The following is a 15,811-nucleotide window of genomic DNA, read 5'->3' as shown; positions in this document are numbered from 1 at the left end:
TTAACCCCCGAACCACGCCCCGAGATCCCGATCGCCGACGATCTTCGGACAAGATAGGCGCGCCCCCGGCTCCGTCTATAGCCGCCGGCCCGGCGGCGGCGACGCGAAGCCCGTGGCGATCGATCCGGCCCAGCGTGGATCGGCAAAGTGGCCGAACGCGGGCACGGCGACGGCTTCGTCTCCGCCGGCATAGACCGCGGGGACCGCCGCGAGCGCGGCCGCAGGCACACGGCCATCGTAGCCTCGCCCGCCGAGCTTGCGCCAGGCCGTCCCGACGGGCGCGACCGTCACCGCGTCCGGCGCGTCCGGCGCGAGCGCGATCCGGAACCGGCCATCCCAGACCAGCGAGCCGCCGGGCGCCACATGGTCGCGCGGCAGACCGGCCCGTCCCGCCTCGCGGAAGACGAACACGCGGTCGCGGCGCCGCACAAGACGGGTGCCGGCCAGCGTCATCCGCGCCACCGGATCGCCGATGATCCGGGCCATCGCGCGCTCCGCCGCCTCCAGGCGCGGCCCGTAGACGCCACCGCCGACCCAGCCGAGCGCCGCGACGAGAAGGCGCAGCCGGACCTCCTCCTCCGCCTCGGTGAGCACCGCGACGGGACACGACAGGAATCCACCTTCGTGCACCTCCACATGGGTCGCGGCGAGCCGTTCGACCATGGCATCGACGGCCCGGTCGGCGCGGGCGAGCCGGGCCGCGGTGTCGGCCAGCCGTTTGGCATCCAGACCTTCTGAGGCGAGCGCCGGCATAAGGGCGCGCATCCGCACCCGGGCAAAGCGGGTGTTCCCGTTGGACGGATCGTCGCGAAAGCCGATCCCGGCCTCGTGCAGCGTCGCGCGCAGACGGTCGCGACCGACGCCCAGCAGCGGGCGCACCAGCTCGACGCCGCCGAGATCACGGGTGGCGGGCATGGCCGACAGCCCCTTCAGGCCGGATCCGCGCGCAAGCCGCATCAGGAAGGTCTCCGCCTGGTCATCACGCGTGTGGGCGGTGAGGATGGCCGTCGCGCCCTGTTCGCTCGCCGCCTCCCTCAGGATCCGGTAGCGGGCCTCGCGGGCCGCGGCCTGAATGTCGGAGCCGGGCTTGTCGCCCGTCCAGCGGCGCACGATCGCGGAGAAGCCGAGCCGCTCGGCCGCGTCGACGACGAACCCTGCGTCCTCGGCCGAGCCGGCTCTCAGATCGTGATCGACGGTGACGACGACCGCGTCGGGCGCTTCCGGGGTGATGCTGCGATGACGCCCGTAGAGCGCCATCAGGGCCATGGAGTCCGAGCCGCCGGAGACGGCCAGCACGATCCGCTCGTGCGGCGTCAGGCCGGCGAACACACGCGCGGTTTCGTCGACGGAAACCGGCTCAGGCGCAGCCGGCACGCTGGCGCTCCTGGCGCGCCCGGTCGAGAAGCGACGGATCCGCGCTCGGATAGCTGGACAGAAGCTCGGAGAAGGACGAGCAGGCCGCCTGGCCCTCGCCCATGCCGGACAGCGCCATGCCGAGCTTCAAGAGGCTGTCGGGCGCCTTGTCGCTGTCGGGATGGTCCGTGTAGCTCTTCAGGAAGGCTTCTGCGGCCTGCCGGTGCTGGCCGGACTGGAGCAGCGATTCCCCGATCCAGAACTGGGCGTCGCCAGCGCGCGGATCGTTCGGATAAAGCTGCAGGAAGGAGCGGAACGCCGCCTCGGCGCCGGCATAGTCGCCGGCGAGGATGTAGTCGTAGGCCGCCTCGTAGGTCTCGGTCGCCGCCGAGCTCGGCCGGCTGTCCTGCGAGGGGGAGGGAGACGTCGACAGCGACGGCGCCGACTGCTCGATGGCGCTGCCGATCGCGTCGCCCCGGGCAAGCGCAGACAGGTCGAGCGGACCGCCGTCACCGATCGAGCCGGTGGACCCGGTGGTTGCCGGATCGCCGGCATTGGCATCGCGCTGGGGCGCGGGCCCGGTCGCCGGCTGTTCCAGGTTCTGGCGGCGCGGCTGGCCGCCCTCCAACTGCTGCAGGCGGTACTCGGTGTCCTCCTGCATGCGCTGCATCTGGTCCTGCATCTGCCGCAACTGATGCGAGAGCTGCTCGATTTGGCCGTTCATCCGCCGCAGCTGTTCCTCCAGCTGGCCGATCCTGACCTGGGCGTCGGCCTGCTGCCGGTTGTTGCCGAACCCGAACTGGACCGGCCGGACGAGACCGTCCGACAGGGCGAGCGCCGGTCCGGCCGGGGCAAATCCCATCCCGGCTGCGACGACGGCAGCGAGGAGGCGTCTGGATGTGATCCGCATCTTCAATTCCCCCGATGGCGATCGATCGGGCGCCGTTTGGCCTCAGCGTCGACACCGTCGGCAGCCGGCCCCGCCTGCGATCGGGCGGGACCATACGCCAACTCCGCCGGCCGCCAAAGCGTCGCGGCGGCCGGAGACGCGGCCGGCCGCTATCAGCTGCCGGCGTTGTCGAGGACGGTGACCGAGCGGCGGTTCTGCGACCAGCAGGATTCGTTGTCGCAGACCGCAACCGGGCGCTCCTTGCCGTAGGAAATGGTCTTGGTGCGGTTCGGCGCAACACCCTGGGCCACAAGATAGTTGCGGACCGCGCTGGCGCGGCGGGCGCCGAGCGCCAGGTTGTACTCCCGCGTGCCGCGCTCGTCGGCGTGGCCCTCGATGGTCACGGTGTAGCGGTTGTAGCGCTGCAGCCACTGGGCCTGCTTGTCGAGGGTCGCTTGGGCCGTCGACGAGAGTTCGGAACTGTTGACCGGGAAATAGACACGGTCGCCGACATTGACGACGAAGTCCTGGGCGGACCCCGGCGTCGCCTGCCCGTCGAGCTGCTCCTGCTTCTGGGCACAGGCGGCGACGAAGCCGACCATGAGGAAGACGAGCACCGCGCGGCTCAGCCGCGCCAGACCCGAGTTGATGACCATGTCCATTTGCTCCTCAATCCCCCGAGCCGCGCAAGCGATGACGCGCGGGACGCTATGGCCCGGTGGTAAATACGGCGTTCCGAAAGACGGTTAACGCTGACGATTCGATCGAAATTGGTAGTGGTTCGATAAGCCCGTTGAAAGGCCGCTCTCCCCGTTCAGTCCGGCTCTTGGGGCATAGCAGCGTGGCCGTCGTGTGGCAAAATTCTTGCCTGAATGGTCCAAACGGAAAAAACCGCGCCGGTCTTTGCCGTTGAATGCCCCCGGCCCCCGCGAAGGACCGATATGACCGCTCCCGACGTCCTGTTCACGCCGCTGACGCTTCCCTGCGGTCAGGTTCTCAAGAACCGGCTGGTGAAGGCCGCCATGTCGGACAGCCTCGGCGACGGGCGCGGCAATCCGACCGATCCCCAGATCCGCCTCTATGAGCGCTGGGCGGAGGGCGGTGCCGCCGCCGCGCTGGTCGGCGAGGTCCAGGCCAGTCCGCGATTTGCCGAAAAACCCGGCAATCTGGTGCTGGCCCCCGGCTCCGATCCCGACCGGTTCCGCGCGCTCGCCCGCCGGGGAACGGCCCGCGGGTGTCGGCTCTGGCTGCAGCTCGGCCACGCCGGCGCCATGGCCTATCCGCCGATCAGCGCCGCGAAGGGGCCGAGCGCCCTCGATCTGCCCGGTCTCAGCTGCGGTGCCCTTTCGTCCCAGGAGATCGCGGCACTCCCCGCCCGGTTCGCGGCGACGGCGGAGTTGGCGAAGGCGCTCGGGTTCTCCGGCGTGGAAGTCCATGCCGCCCACGGCTTCCTGCTCAGCCAGTTCCTGTCGCCCCTCTTCAACCGGCGGGACGACGACTACGGCGGCAGCCTGGAGAACCGGTCCCGGCTCATGATGGAGGTGATCGACGCGGTGCGCACAGCGGTCGGGCCGGACTATCCGGTGATCGTGAAGCTCAACGCCACCGATCAGCTCGAGGGCGGGCTGGAGGAGGACGAGGCGCTCGACGTGGTCGCCGCCCTCGACAGCCGGGCCGTCGACCTGATCGACATCAGCGGCGGCACTTATTTTCCCGGCGCGAAATCGGCGTCGGACCGGGCCGGCGGTGGCCCCTATTTCGCCGACTTCGCCCGCCGCGCCCGGACGCGGACCCGGCATCCGCTGATGGCCACCGGCGGCTTCAAGACGATGGAGGACGCGGTGGAGGCGATCGAGAGCGGCGCGGTCGATGCGGTCGGGCTGGCCCGGGCCTTCGTTCTGGAGCCGGACCTTGCCGAGAAGTGGCGGTCGGGGCGGACTGGCCCGCCCGCCTTTCCGCGCTTCCGATCGCCGCCGGAGGGCGGGGTGACCGCCTGGTACACCATGCGGATCACCGAACTGGCGGAGGACCGGGAAGGTCGCGACCCGCCGGACCTGGACCGGGCCCTTGCCCTCTATGAAGAGCGGGACCGGGCACGGGCCGCCATCTGGACGGCCCATTTCGGGCCGCCCGCTTAGGTCGAAGGCCTATCAGTCCAGCAGCGGCGACCAGGCCGGGTCGGAGGCGAACGTGTCGGTCGGCACGCGCATCTCGTTCTGGCCGGTGACGTCGACGGTCCACATGGACGGACCGCCCTGGGCCCCGCCGGTTTCCCGGAAGAACATCAGCACGCGGCCGTTCGGCGCCCAGGTCGGGCCCTCGTTGTGGTAGCCCTCGGTCAGGATGCGCTCGCTGGAGCCGTCCGGCTTCATCACGCCGATGGCGAAGCGGCCGCCATGCTGCTTGGTGAAGGCGATCAGGTCGCCGCGCGGCGACCACACGGGGGTGGAGTAGCTGCCCTGGCCGAACGAGATCCGCTTCGCGCCGGACCCGTCCGCCCCCATCACATAGAGCTGCTGCGACCCACCGCGATCGGATTCGAACACGATCTGGCGGCCGTCCGGGGAATAGGACGGCGATGTGTCGATCGAGGGCGAGTTGGTCAGCCGCGTCGTGCGCCGCGAGCCGAGATCCATGGTGTAGATGTTGGCGTTGCCGTCCTGCTGCAGGCTCATCACCACCTGGCGGCCATCGGGCGAGAAGCGCGGCGCGAACGTCATGCCCGGGAAGTTGCCGAGGATCTCGCGCTCGCCGGTCTCGATGTTGAGCAGGTACACCCGGGGTCCAGCGTCGCCGTAGGACATGTAGGTGATGTCCTGGCTCGACGGCGAGAAGCGCGGGGTGAGCACCAGTCCGTCGCCGCGGGTGAGATAGCGCACATTGGCGCCGTCCTGGTCCATGATGGCGAGCCGCTTGGTGCGGTCGTTCTTCGGACCGGTCTCGGAGACGAACACCACGCGGGTGTCGAAATAGCCCTTCTCGCCGGTCAGCCGCTCGTAGATGGAATCGGCGATGATGTGGGCGAGACGGCGCCAGTTGTCCGGCTGGGTATAGAACTGCTGGCCGGTCATCTGCTCGCCGGCGAACACGTCCCACAGCCGGAACTCCGCCTTGAGGCGGCCGTCGCCTTCCCGCGACAGGGTGCCCGCGACCAGCGCCTGGGCGTCGATCGCCCGCCAGTTGGCGAAGTTCGGCACCGACGCAGCGTTGATGTTCTGGTCGATGAAGGCCTGCTGATCCAGCGGCTTGAACAGGCCGGAGCGCTTCAGGTCGTTGGTGATGACTTCGGTGATCTGACGGGCCAGATCGGCCTCGCCGCCGGTCGCCCCGAAGGTCGGCAGCGCGATCGGCAGCGGCTCGATCGTCCCCTGGGTGATGTCGATCTGCACGAGCGCCTGCGCCGGCGCGGACAAGCCGACGACGGCGACTGCAAGCGCGGCGAGGCGTCGGAACCAGCCGGGCATCGCGATCCCCCGGGCGGGGGCCTGAAGCAGACGGTCAAGGGCCATGAGCGGGTATATCCTCTCGGTCGGGGCATCGCCTTCGGGCGACAGCCTCAGAAAAGATCTCTCGGATCGAAGGTGACGCGCACTTGGCGCCAGGTCTCGTACTTCTCTGCGGGCAGGTTGTAGGGCTGGCACCGCAGGACGGCGCGCCGCGCACTGTCGGCGGCGGCCTGGAAGAAGGGGTTGGCGCTGGAGTTCAGCACCTCGGGCGAGCCCACGACGCTGCCGTCCGGATTGAGCCGCATCTCGACCCGGACCAGAAGGTCGTCCGCGCCGCGCGCGCCGATCGGCGGGTTCCAGCACTGCTGGATCTGCGAGCGGAGCGCGTCGAGCTCGGTCATCGTCATGCGTGCATCGGTTCCCCCGGAGCGGATGCCGGCCGAGGCCTGGGACTGTCCGGTGCCGCCGCCTGACGGCTCCACCTTGTTCAGAAGCGACGAGATCCGGTCCGCGTCGAAGCTCTCCTGGGACCGGCTCGCCGTCGCCTGGTTCGGCTGGGAACGCTGGGGCGGCGGATTCGGTTTCGAGCGCGGCACCACGTTGGTGGTCGGCGTCGGCTGCGGCTCCGTCTCCTGCTCCTGTTCGGGCGCGGGTTCGGGCTCGGCCTGGGCCTCGGCCTGCTGCTCCGGCGCGGGAACCGGCTCCGGTTCGGCCTCTGCCTCTGCTTCGGCCGCCTCGGTGTCCGGCGCCTCCGGCTCGGCGGCGGGCTCGGGAGCCGCCGATTCCGCCTCAGACGGGTTCTCGCGCTCGGCCGGGCTGTCGGACGGGGTCTCCGTCTCGCCGGCCTGGTCGGCTTCCGCCTCGCTCTCAACGGTCTCGCGGTCGGGCTCCGGTTCCGGCTCGACTTCGGCCGTGGGCGAGCCGCGGGAAATGTCCGTGACCTCGCCGATCGTCACCAGTTCGACCGGCAGCGCCTCGATCGGGCGGGCCGCGAACGACTCCGCGTCCGGCCACGCCACCACACTCCACAGGAGGATGGCGCCGTGCGCTGCCAAGGAGACGATGAGGCCGACACGCATGATCGTGAGGTCTTGTACCTTCGGCTAGTCGGGGTCCGGATGGCGTTGGCCAGTGACCGGTCGATCCCGCCCTAGGTCTGTGGTTCCTGCTCGGTGACGAGACCGATGCGCCGGAAGCCGGCCGCATTCAGACGCCCCATCACGCGCATGATCGCGCCATATCCGGCGTCCTGATCGCCGCGCACGTAGATCCGCTCGTCGTAACCGTTCGCCGCGATCGCGGTGAGCCGCGGCACCAGGTCGTCCAGCGCGATCTCGCTGTCCTGGAGGAACACCTGGCCGTCGGCCGTCACCGAGACGGTCAGCGGCTCGGTGTCACCTTCCATCGGGTTCGCACGCGATTGCGGCAGATCGATGGGGACGCCCACCGTCAGGAGCGGCGCCGACACCATGAACACGATAAGCAGCACCAGCATGACGTCGACGAACGGCGTCACGTTGATCTCGCTCATCGGCTGGTAGCGCGGCGCCCGGCGGCGGCTGCGCCCGGAGGCCGGCCTGGAGAGCTGGGCACCCATCAGTAGCGCTCCCCTTCCATCCGCTCGTCGATCTCCCGCGACAGGATCGCAAGGAATTCGTCGGCGAAGCCGTCCATCCGCGAGATCAGCTTGGTGACGTCACCCGTGAGCTTGTTGAAGAAGATCACGGCCGGAATCGCGGCGAGCAGGCCGAGGGCGGTGGCGAACAGCGCTTCCGCGATGCCCGGCGCGACGACGGCCAGGTTGGTGCTCTCGGAGACGGCGATCGCCTGGAACGAGGTCATGATGCCCCAGACCGTGCCGAACAGGCCGATGAACGGGCCCGCGGAGCCGACCGAGGCGAGGACGGCCAGCCGGCTCTCCAGCCGCTCGCCCTCCCGCGAGATCGTCATCGTCATGACCCGGTCGAGGCGCTGGCCGAGGGTGGCGATCGCCGGATGGTTGCCCTCGTGGCTGCGCTTCCATTCGGTCATGGCCGCCACGAACACGGCGGCGAGCCCGGTGTTGGTCCGGCTCGACAGGGAGCGGAACAGGTCCTCAAGCGACTGGCCCGACCAGAACGCGTCCTCGAACCGGTCCATCTGGCGGCGGGTGCGGCGATAGGCGAGCCACTTGTCCACGATGATCGCCCAGCACCAGACGGAGGCTGAGATCAGCCCCAGCATCACGAGCTTGACGACGATGTGGGCTTCCCAAAACAGCCCGAGCAACGAGAAGTCACCGGCCTGGGCTGCGAGCTCGGCTCCGGCAACCGCGACGTTGGATTCCATGCTTCGTCCCGACTTGGCTACGGCCTCCGATACGGGGCCATGCGGATCGATTGAGTGGCGAGAAAAGACACCGAACAGGGTGATCACCCGTACGGGACGCCCCCGCCGGTCGGCGCCTCTGTCGTTCCAGAGTTTGTCAAAACTGCGACTCTTCCGGGAAATCCGGGCGTGATCACACTTCGCCGATCATGGTGAACAGTCGGTTAATTTTCCGGGTCCGGCCCGGAGATCTCCGCCGGCTGGACATAGGGGCCGACCAGGGCGGCGACCTCCCGGGGGATCCGCCTCGGACGGCCTTCCGGCGAAATCAGCACGGCTTCGACCTCGGCGGAGACCAGCACGGCCTCGTCCAGCAGGATCGTCTGGAGAAGGGTCATCCGGGCGCCGGACATGCCCGTCAGGCGGGTTGCCACCTCCAGCACGTCGTCGATCCGGGCCGGCGCCCTGAAGTCGAGGGTCATCCGCCGGATCGCGAACGCCACGGGCGACCCGTGGGCGCCTTCCGACATGGCGCGGTGGTGAACCCCGATCAGGCGCAGGAAGTCGGACCGGCCCCGCTCGAAGAACTGTACGTAGGTGCCGTGATAGACGACGCCGGAGAAATCGGTGTCGGCGTAGTAGATCCGGATCGGCAGCCGGTGGATGCGGCCGTCGAGCCGGCCGTCGAGATCGGGCCAGGATGTCATCATCAAAATTCCGGGATCGGTGAGAGCGATCGGGAGCCGACCCTGCCCCTCTCGGGGCCGTCACGCAAACGGGAAGCGCGCACCGCGCGCACGCCCGCTGCTTGCGCTTTATTCCTATGCGCGCGCATGCGCGCAAACCGGTGCGCTATCTGCGCGAGAACAGCCGCTCGATGTCGGCGAGTTTCAGCTCCACGAAGGTGGGCCGGCCGTGGTTGCACTGGCCGGCCTTCGGCGTCGCTTCCATGTCGCGCAGGAGCGCGTCCATCTCTTCCGGCTTCAGGCGCCGCCCGGTCCGGACCGAGCCGTGGCAGGCGATCGTCGCGGCCAGATGATCGAGCTTGTCGGCGAGCCGGGAGGTGGTGTCCCATTCGGCGAGATCGTCCACCAGATCGCGGACGAGACCGGCGATGTCGAGCCGGTCGGCCAGAACCGCCGGCACTTCCCGCACTGCGATCGCGCCCGGCCCGAACGCCTCCAGCACCAGCCCGGTCTCCGCCAGATCGTCGGCTGCGGCAGAAAGTCGCGCCACGTCCTCGGCCGGCAGATCGATGATCTCCGGCACCAGCAGCATCTGGCGGGCGACGCCCGACCGGGCGCGCTCATCTTTCAGCCGCTCATAGACCAGTCGCTCGTGGGCGGCGTGGGCGTCCACGATCACGAGCCCGTCCCGGGTCTGGGCGAGGATGTAGTTCTCGTGGATCTGGGCGCGGGCGGCCCCCAGCGGCCGTTCGAGGCCGGCGTCGGCGTCGGGACGGGCCCAGGCCCGTGTCTCGGCGGACGGCGCATCGAATCCGGCAAGGCCCGACTGAGCCTCTTCGGCAAAGCCTGCAACCGGAGCGGCGCCGGTCCGCAGATAGGCCGGGGCGCCTGCGGCGGGAGCCGCCTGCGTCCGGTACCAGCCGTCGGCCGGTCGCGGCGCGCCCCCGATGCCCGCATCGGCGAAGGCTGGCGCCCGGTCCGGTTCGCGCTGGAAGGCGGCAAGGGCGGCCCTGGCCGAGGTGGTGGTCGCCGACAGGCCGGCGCGCTGAAGCTCGGCCTTGATGGCGCCGACCAGAAGCCCGCGCACCAGCCCCGGATCGCGGAAGCGCACGTCGGCCTTGGCCGGATGCACGTTGACGTCCACCTCGGCCGGATCAATCGAGATGAACAGGGCGGCGACCGGATGGCGGTCGCGGGCCATCACATCGGAAAACGCCCCCTTCAGCGCTCCGAGAAGCAGCTTGTCACGGACCGGACGGCCGTTGACGAACAGGAACTGGTGCTGGGTGTTGGCCCGGTTGAAGGTCGGCCGGCCGACCAGACCCGACAGTCCGACACCCTCCCGACCCGCCTCGATCGCAAGCGCGTTGTCAATGAAGTCCGCACCCAGCACGTCGGCGATGCGCGCGGCCCGTCCGTCCTCTCCGGTCCTTGCCGGATAGTCGGTGCGGCTGCGGTCGGAACCGGTCAGCACGAAGCGGATGTGCTGATGGGCGAGCGCGAGGCGCCGGACGACGTCGGTGATGGCGGTCGCCTCGGCACGGTCGGACTTCAGGAATTTCAGCCGGGCCGGGGTCGCGAAGAACAGGTCGCGGACGTCCACCACGGTGCCGGCGGTGAGCGCCGCGGGACGGGCCTCGTCCACCCGGCCGCCTTCGACCGACAGCGCCCAGCCGGTGTCGGCGTCGACTGTGCGGCTGGTGAGCGACAGACGGGCCACGGCCCCGATCGAGGGCAGCGCCTCGCCGCGGAAGCCGAGGGTGTCGATGGCGAAGAGGTTGTCCTCGTCGAGCTTGGAGGTGCAATGGCGCTCCACCGCCAGGCGGAGATCCTCCGGTCCCATGCCCGAGCCGTCATCGGTGACCCGGATCAGGGTCTTGCCGCCGGCGGCCGTGACGATCTCGATGCTTCCCGCACCCGCGTCGATGGCGTTCTCGACAAGCTCCTTCACCACGCTCGCCGGGCGCTCGACGACCTCGCCCGCGGCAATGCGGTTGATGACCTCGCTGGCAAGCTGTCGAACGACCATTCGGCTTCACGATTCGCTGGGAACGGAACCCCACAATGCCGGATTCGGGGCCGGGCGTCAGGCCCCGACGGCCGGCCATCCACCGCCGGCCCGGATCGGCCCGGCCATTTTTCGCGCCGCAACATCTTGACCCGGAGGGCGGTCGGGGCGATGCCGATGTCCATGAAAGCTGCGCGACCCGATTTTCCTTATGGCCTCGCCGCCCTCGCGGGCGAGTATGACGGCCTCCTCGTCGACGTCTGGGGCGTCATCCACAACGGCGTGACCGCCTTCGAGGCGGCCAGCGACGCACTGGTGCGGTTCCGGCGCGAGACCGGCGGCGCGGTCGTCCTGGTCACCAACGCGCCGCGGCCCTATCCGCCGATCGAGCAGCAACTGGCCGAGCTGGGCGTGCCGGACGAGGCGTTCGATGCCGTCGTGACCTCCGGCGACGTCACCCGCGACCTTCTGGCCGACCTCGGGCCCAAGGCGCTCTATCACATCGGGCCGGAGCGCGATCTCTCGCTCTATGACGGGCTGAAGGCACGGCTGGTCGAACCGGACAAGGCGCAGGCGATCTCCTGCACCGGGCTGTTCGACGACACGGTCGAGACCCCCGAACACTACCGGGATCAGCTGGGTGCCTTCGCCACGCGCGGGCTGCCGTTCATCTCAGCCAACCCGGACATCGTCGTGCAGCGCGGGGACAGCCGCATCTTCTGCGCCGGCAGCCTTGCCGAACTCTACGAAGAACTCGGCGGCACGGTGCACCAGGCCGGCAAGCCGCACCCGCCGATCTATCGTCTCGCCCTGAAGCGCCTCGCCGCCCGCCTCGGCCGGGAGATCCCGACCGAGCGGGTTCTGGCCATCGGCGACGGCCTCAACACCGACATCCGCGGCGCGGTCGGCCAGGGCCTTTCGGCACTGCTGATCACCGCCGGCATCCACGAGGCGGAGTTCGGCCCGCCCGGCGCGCCGGATCCCGACAGGGTCGGGGCCCGGCTTGCGGCCGAGGGTCTGGCCGCGCGCGCGGCCATGCCGCGGCTGGCCTGGTAGGCGCGCGCAATCGGCCGAACGATCACCAAGAGCCCGAAGGGCCGGGGGACAACAGGGAGGAACGTGCCGATGACGTTGATGCTGCAGACGCTCTATTTCGAGGATCTGTCGGTGGGAATGCGGGATTCCTTCGACAAGGAGGTGATGGCCTCCGACGTGGTCGGCTTCGCGGAGGTCTCCGGCGACCGCAATCCGATCCATCTCTCGGAACACTTCGCCGCCAAGACCCCGTTCAAGACCCGCATCGCCCACGGTCTCTATACGGCCAGCCTGATCTCCGCCCTGCTCGGCACCCGGCTGCCCGGTCCCGGCGCGATCTACCTGTCCCAGAGCCTGAACTTCCGCGCGCCGGTGAAGATCGGCGACACGGTGACCGTGTCTGTCGAGGTGACCGACCTGATCCCGGAAAAGAACCGGGCCCGGCTCGCCTGCGAGTGCCGAGTGGACGACACCATCGTGCTCGACGGCGAGGCGCTGGTGAAGGTTCCAAGCCGCGCCGAGATCGATGTGGCTTGAGGACGGCGTGCGGGCCGATGCGCTTGACCGGACCGGAGGCGCCCGTCAGCCTTGCCGGGCCTTCGGGATCGGCCGATGTCGGGATCAACATGGACCGCGTGAATGACCGCCGCCTCCTTTCCTGAACGTTCCGCCCCCTTCCGCACCGCCACCATCGACGCCGTGCCTCCCGAGCTTCGCGGCGGGGTTGCCGCGATCGGCAATTTCGACGGCGTCCACCGGGGCCATCAGGAGGTGCTGGCGGCGGCCCAGACCCTGGCGCGGGACGAAGAAGGTCCCGCCGTCGTGCTGACGTTCGAGCCGCATCCGCGCACCTTCTTCCGGCCCGATCCGCCGGTGTTCCGGCTGACGCCGCCGGCCGAACGCGCCGTGGTTCTCGAGGCGCTCGGCCTCGACGGCATGGTCCTGGTGCCCTTCGACGAGGCGCTCGCCGCGACGGAACCCGACGCCTTCGTCGACACGATCCTGCGCGACCGGCTCGGCGTGACCGGCGCCGTGGTCGGCTACAATTTCCATTTCGGGCACAAGCGACGGGGCACGCCGGACTTCCTGACGGCGCGGGGCGAGGCCGACGGCTTCGACGTCGCCGTGATCGAGCCGGGCGTGGACGCTCACGGCGAACCGATCTCGTCGACCCGGATCCGCACCGCGCTGGAAGCCGGGTCGCCGCACATCGCGGCCGAGCTTCTGGGCTATCGCTGGCTGGTGATGGGCGCCGTCGCCCACGGCGACAAGCGCGGGCGCACGCTTGGCTACCCCACGGCGAACATCAAGCTGGACCCATCGTGCGAGCTGAAGCACGGCGTCTACGCGGTGCGGGTCTTCGTTGACGGCGAGCGCTTCGACGGGGTGGCGAGCTTCGGGCGCCGGCCGATGTTCGACGACGGCGCACCGCTGTTCGAGACCTTCCTGTTCGACTTTTCCGGCGATCTCTACGGCAAGGAGCTGCGCATCTCGGTGTTCGAGTTCCTGCGGCCGGAGCTGAAGTTCGACAGTGTCGAGGCGTTGATCCAGCAGATGGACGCCGACAGCGCCCAGGCCCGGCGCCATCTGGACGCGGCCACGCCGCTGTCCGATCTCGACGCCGCGCTCTCCTTCCCGCGCTGAGGGACACGCGAAGAGCACTCTATTTCTTGCCGGAAGTCTCCTCGTCCATCCGAATGGACGGAATGGCGGTGTGGCTGGTGAGCGTGTCGATCAGGTCGCAGACCGTCTGCCGGAGCCGGTCGAGTTCTTCCGGATCGGCCTTGTAGCCGGCCAGCATCGTGGCCGGAACCTCCGCCGCATCGGCACGCAGCGCCGCCCCCTTCTCCGTCAGGTCGACGAGAACCCGGCGCTCGTCCTCGGGGTCACGCCGGCGGCTCACGAGGCCGGCCTGCTCGAGGCGCTTGAGAAGCGGCGTCAGGGTGCCGCTGTCCAGATAGAGTTTTTCGCCGAGGCCGCCGACGCTCTGGGGGGCGGCCTCCCAGAGCACCAGCATCACCAGATATTGCGGATAGGTCAGCCCGAGCTTCGCCAGCACGGGCCGATAGAGCCGGGTGATCAGGTTGGTGGCGGCATAGAGCGGGAAGCAGACCTGCCGGTCGAGCCGCAATAGATCGTCGTCGTCCGGCATGGCAGGTTCCCGCATCGGCTCACCGTGCCGTCACCTTGAGGCCGACGTCAACATTGCCCCGCACGGCATTCGAATAGGGGCAGGTCTGGTGGGCCTTTTCCACGATTTCCTCCGCCGTTCCCTGGTCAACGCCGGCGATGGTCACCGAAAGATCCACCGACAGCGCGAATCCGCCGCCCGCGCCGGCATTGAGGCCGACGGTGGCCTCGACGGTGACGGCGTCGTCTTCCAGCTTGTGCGGGCCGCTGCGCGCGGTGTGGATCACCGCACTGCCGAAACAGGCAGCGTAGCCGGCGGCAAAGAGCTGCTCGGGGTTGGTGGCGCCGCCGGCCCCGCCGAGGCTTTTCGGCATCGCCACGGAAAGATCGAGAATCCCGTCGTCGCTGCGGGCGGTTCCGTTACGGCCGCCGTGGGCGGTGACGGTGGTGGAATAAAGCGCACTCATGGTCAGCTCCTTTGCCTTCGCTTAATTGCTTACAATTATATTGTGCGCAATTTAATGGGCGCAAGAGGGAATTTGCAGCGAACATCAGGAGGGAACGCTGGCAGCCCGGGCGGATCGCCCCGGAGCCGCCAAAGAAAATCCCGTTCAGACGGCATCTGCCTGAACGGGATCTGTTCATGTTCACGGTACCGAGACCGTGTGCCCTCGCCCGGATGGCTTAATCCGAGCGGAACGGGCGACTACTCGCCCGGGTTCAGCGGCACTTCGGTCCAGTCGTCCGCGATTTCGGCCTGGAAGGCCGCGTCCGGCACGGTCTCCTCGCTGAAGCTGCGGAAGTTGGTGACCATTTCCGGATGCCCGGTTTCGCGAATGTAGGTGGTGACCAGCCGCTCCGGCAGCGGCGCGTCCCCGTCCGCGATCCAGAACTGCCGCACGGTATCGACCGTCTCGATCCGGACCACCCGGGTCGTCTCGTCGCCGAGCGTCCGCTCGCCGATGAAATCGGCCGCGATCGCGTTCTCCTCGAGCCGGGCGAACGGGTCGGAAATGGCGAAGGCGAGCGGCGGCACGACCATGGACAGCCGGCTCTCCACCGCATCGACCAGTCCGTCGATGTCGCCGTCGAAGGGCAACTCGATGTAGGTTTTCGCCGAGACATTGGCGAGGGTGACGGTGGTGCCGTCGAACCAGAGCTTGCGCTCGGAGCCGTCGTCGAACGTCGCCGTCATCGCCAGCTTGTTCGGTCGTTTCACAGCGAGATGAAACGCGCTCGCGCGCTTGTCCGGCGTTCCCGACACGGCCGGCTCGTCGAACAGGGTGGCGGCTTCGAACTCGAAGCTCGAAAGGCCGCCTATATAGTCCGACATCCTGGAGATTTCGGCGAGACCGGCATCGGCCGCGGCTTCGGCGGTTTCACCGGCGGCGGCGCCGGACTGCGACCCGGTCTCCGGGTCCTGGGCGAGCGCCGGGGTCGCGCAGAAGACCAGCGCGGCAAGCCACGGCGCGAGGCCGCGGGCGAACAGACGGGTTAGGGCCATGACGATCGGCTCCGGTTTGGGTCACGTCCCGTTCAGACAGAATTGGTCTGAACGAAAAGAACCTGATCAAGTGATTGAGCGGGATTTAGACGGGCGGGCGACGGCTACCAGCGCCGGTCGACCCTGCGGGTGGTGCGCCGCGCGGTCCGGCGGGCGACGCCGCGGGTGCCGGCCACGCCGGCGACCGGTGCGGCATAGGCCGGCGCCGGCACGTAGGCCGGATGGGCCGGATAGACCCAGTAGGGCGCGCCGGCCACCGTGTAATACATCGTCGGCTGGGTGATGGTGTTGGTGTCGATCACCACCTTCGCGCCGGCCTTGGTGTAGACCGTCACTTCGGCGGCTGCGGCGATGTCGGCGCCGACCAGCGACACGGCGGCGGCGAGCGCAAGGACGCGTCCATAGCGCCGGATGGCCACGGTGGCCCGTTTCTCTTCCTTCATGGTCCCCTCC

17 protein-coding genes are annotated in these 15,811 nt (G+C 69.2%); 4 read left to right on the top strand and 13 right to left on the bottom strand.

Annotation, left to right across the window (positions count from 1 at the left end):
- Window positions 1–75: 75 nt before the first annotated feature.
- The 3 genes from tilS to pal all read right to left on the bottom strand — a co-directional run bounded on the left by tilS (window position 76) and on the right by pal (window position 2,898).
- Window positions 76–1,374 carry a tRNA lysidine(34) synthetase TilS gene (gene tilS / locus J2S73_RS02060; protein WP_306883756.1) on the bottom strand — a complete coding sequence of 433 codons (1,299 nt, stop codon included), beginning with the start codon at window positions 1,372–1,374 and terminating at the stop codon, window positions 76–78.
- Window positions 1,358–2,263: a tol-pal system protein YbgF gene (gene ybgF, locus J2S73_RS02055; protein ID WP_306883755.1), complete on the bottom strand. Its 906-nt coding sequence runs from the start codon at window positions 2,261–2,263 to the stop codon at window positions 1,358–1,360. The genes tilS and ybgF overlap by 17 nt, the downstream gene beginning before the upstream one ends.
- 152 nt (window positions 2,264–2,415) lie before the next feature.
- Complete coding sequence (gene pal / locus J2S73_RS02050; protein WP_306883754.1) at window positions 2,416–2,898, bottom strand: peptidoglycan-associated lipoprotein Pal; 483 nt, start codon at window positions 2,896–2,898, stop codon at window positions 2,416–2,418.
- Window positions 2,899–3,183: 285 nt separating this feature from the next.
- On the opposite strand from pal, the gene J2S73_RS02045 reads away from it, so the two are divergent.
- Window positions 3,184–4,380: an oxidoreductase gene (locus J2S73_RS02045; protein ID WP_306883753.1), complete on the top strand. Its 1,197-nt coding sequence runs from the start codon at window positions 3,184–3,186 to the stop codon at window positions 4,378–4,380.
- A gap of 12 nt (window positions 4,381–4,392) precedes the next feature.
- Here J2S73_RS02045 and tolB read toward each other — a convergent pair whose 3' ends face one another.
- The 6 genes from tolB to mutL form a co-directional block, all read right to left on the bottom strand.
- Window positions 4,393–5,706, bottom strand: coding sequence for a Tol-Pal system beta propeller repeat protein TolB (tolB, locus tag J2S73_RS02040; RefSeq protein ID WP_306884927.1), 1,314 nt, complete (start codon window positions 5,704–5,706; stop codon window positions 4,393–4,395).
- Between the two features lie 92 nt (window positions 5,707–5,798).
- Complete coding sequence (tolA, locus tag J2S73_RS02035) at window positions 5,799–6,767, bottom strand: cell envelope integrity protein TolA (protein ID WP_306883752.1); 969 nt, start codon at window positions 6,765–6,767, stop codon at window positions 5,799–5,801.
- A gap of 71 nt (window positions 6,768–6,838) precedes the next feature.
- Window positions 6,839–7,285, bottom strand: a complete 447-nt coding sequence (gene tolR, locus J2S73_RS02030; protein WP_306883751.1) for a protein TolR — start codon at window positions 7,283–7,285, stop codon at window positions 6,839–6,841.
- A complete protein-coding gene (gene tolQ, locus J2S73_RS02025; RefSeq protein ID WP_306883750.1) occupies window positions 7,285–8,016 on the bottom strand; it encodes a protein TolQ in 732 nt (243 codons plus the stop codon). Before tolQ ends, tolR begins: the two co-directional genes overlap by 1 nt.
- Window positions 8,017–8,219: 203 nt before the next feature.
- Window positions 8,220–8,705, bottom strand: coding sequence for a YbgC/FadM family acyl-CoA thioesterase (locus J2S73_RS02020; protein ID WP_306883749.1), 486 nt, complete (start codon window positions 8,703–8,705; stop codon window positions 8,220–8,222).
- A 142-nt stretch (window positions 8,706–8,847) separates the two neighbouring features.
- Window positions 8,848–10,710 (bottom strand): DNA mismatch repair endonuclease MutL, encoded by a 1,863-nt coding sequence (mutL, locus tag J2S73_RS02015; protein ID WP_306883748.1) that lies wholly within the window; start codon window positions 10,708–10,710, stop codon window positions 8,848–8,850.
- A gap of 156 nt (window positions 10,711–10,866) precedes the next feature.
- Here mutL and J2S73_RS02010 point away from each other — a divergent pair, with 156 nt between their 5' ends.
- The 3 genes from J2S73_RS02010 to J2S73_RS02000 all read left to right on the top strand — a co-directional run bounded on the left by J2S73_RS02010 (window position 10,867) and on the right by J2S73_RS02000 (window position 13,368).
- On the top strand, window positions 10,867–11,745 hold the full coding sequence (locus J2S73_RS02010) for a TIGR01459 family HAD-type hydrolase (protein WP_306883747.1): 879 nt from the start codon (window positions 10,867–10,869) through the stop codon (window positions 11,743–11,745).
- 69 nt (window positions 11,746–11,814) lie between these two features.
- On the top strand, window positions 11,815–12,261 hold the full coding sequence (locus J2S73_RS02005; RefSeq protein ID WP_306883746.1) for a MaoC family dehydratase: 447 nt from the start codon (window positions 11,815–11,817) through the stop codon (window positions 12,259–12,261).
- 102 nt (window positions 12,262–12,363) lie between these two features.
- On the top strand, window positions 12,364–13,368 hold the full coding sequence (locus J2S73_RS02000) for a bifunctional riboflavin kinase/FAD synthetase (protein ID WP_306883745.1): 1,005 nt from the start codon (window positions 12,364–12,366) through the stop codon (window positions 13,366–13,368).
- A gap of 19 nt (window positions 13,369–13,387) precedes the next feature.
- Here J2S73_RS02000 and J2S73_RS01995 read toward each other — a convergent pair whose 3' ends face one another.
- The 4 genes from J2S73_RS01995 to J2S73_RS01980 all read right to left on the bottom strand — a co-directional run bounded on the left by J2S73_RS01995 (window position 13,388) and on the right by J2S73_RS01980 (window position 15,801).
- Window positions 13,388–13,876: a MarR family winged helix-turn-helix transcriptional regulator gene (locus J2S73_RS01995; protein WP_306883744.1), complete on the bottom strand. Its 489-nt coding sequence runs from the start codon at window positions 13,874–13,876 to the stop codon at window positions 13,388–13,390.
- A 19-nt stretch (window positions 13,877–13,895) separates the two neighbouring features.
- Window positions 13,896–14,321, bottom strand: a complete 426-nt coding sequence (locus J2S73_RS01990) for an organic hydroperoxide resistance protein (protein WP_306883743.1) — start codon at window positions 14,319–14,321, stop codon at window positions 13,896–13,898.
- A gap of 239 nt (window positions 14,322–14,560) precedes the next feature.
- Window positions 14,561–15,358, bottom strand: coding sequence for a DUF2092 domain-containing protein (locus tag J2S73_RS01985; protein WP_306883742.1), 798 nt, complete (start codon window positions 15,356–15,358; stop codon window positions 14,561–14,563).
- Between the two features lie 104 nt (window positions 15,359–15,462).
- Window positions 15,463–15,801 carry a hypothetical protein gene (locus tag J2S73_RS01980; RefSeq protein ID WP_306883741.1) on the bottom strand — a complete coding sequence of 113 codons (339 nt, stop codon included), beginning with the start codon at window positions 15,799–15,801 and terminating at the stop codon, window positions 15,463–15,465.
- Window positions 15,802–15,811 lie beyond the last annotated feature (10 nt).

The organism is Amorphus orientalis, from assembly GCF_030814015.1.
Taxonomy (GTDB): Bacteria; Pseudomonadota; Alphaproteobacteria; order Rhizobiales; family Amorphaceae; genus Amorphus; species Amorphus orientalis.
The sequence above is the reverse complement of the archived record's forward strand: the minus strand, read 5'-3'. Positions and strand labels throughout refer to the sequence as shown.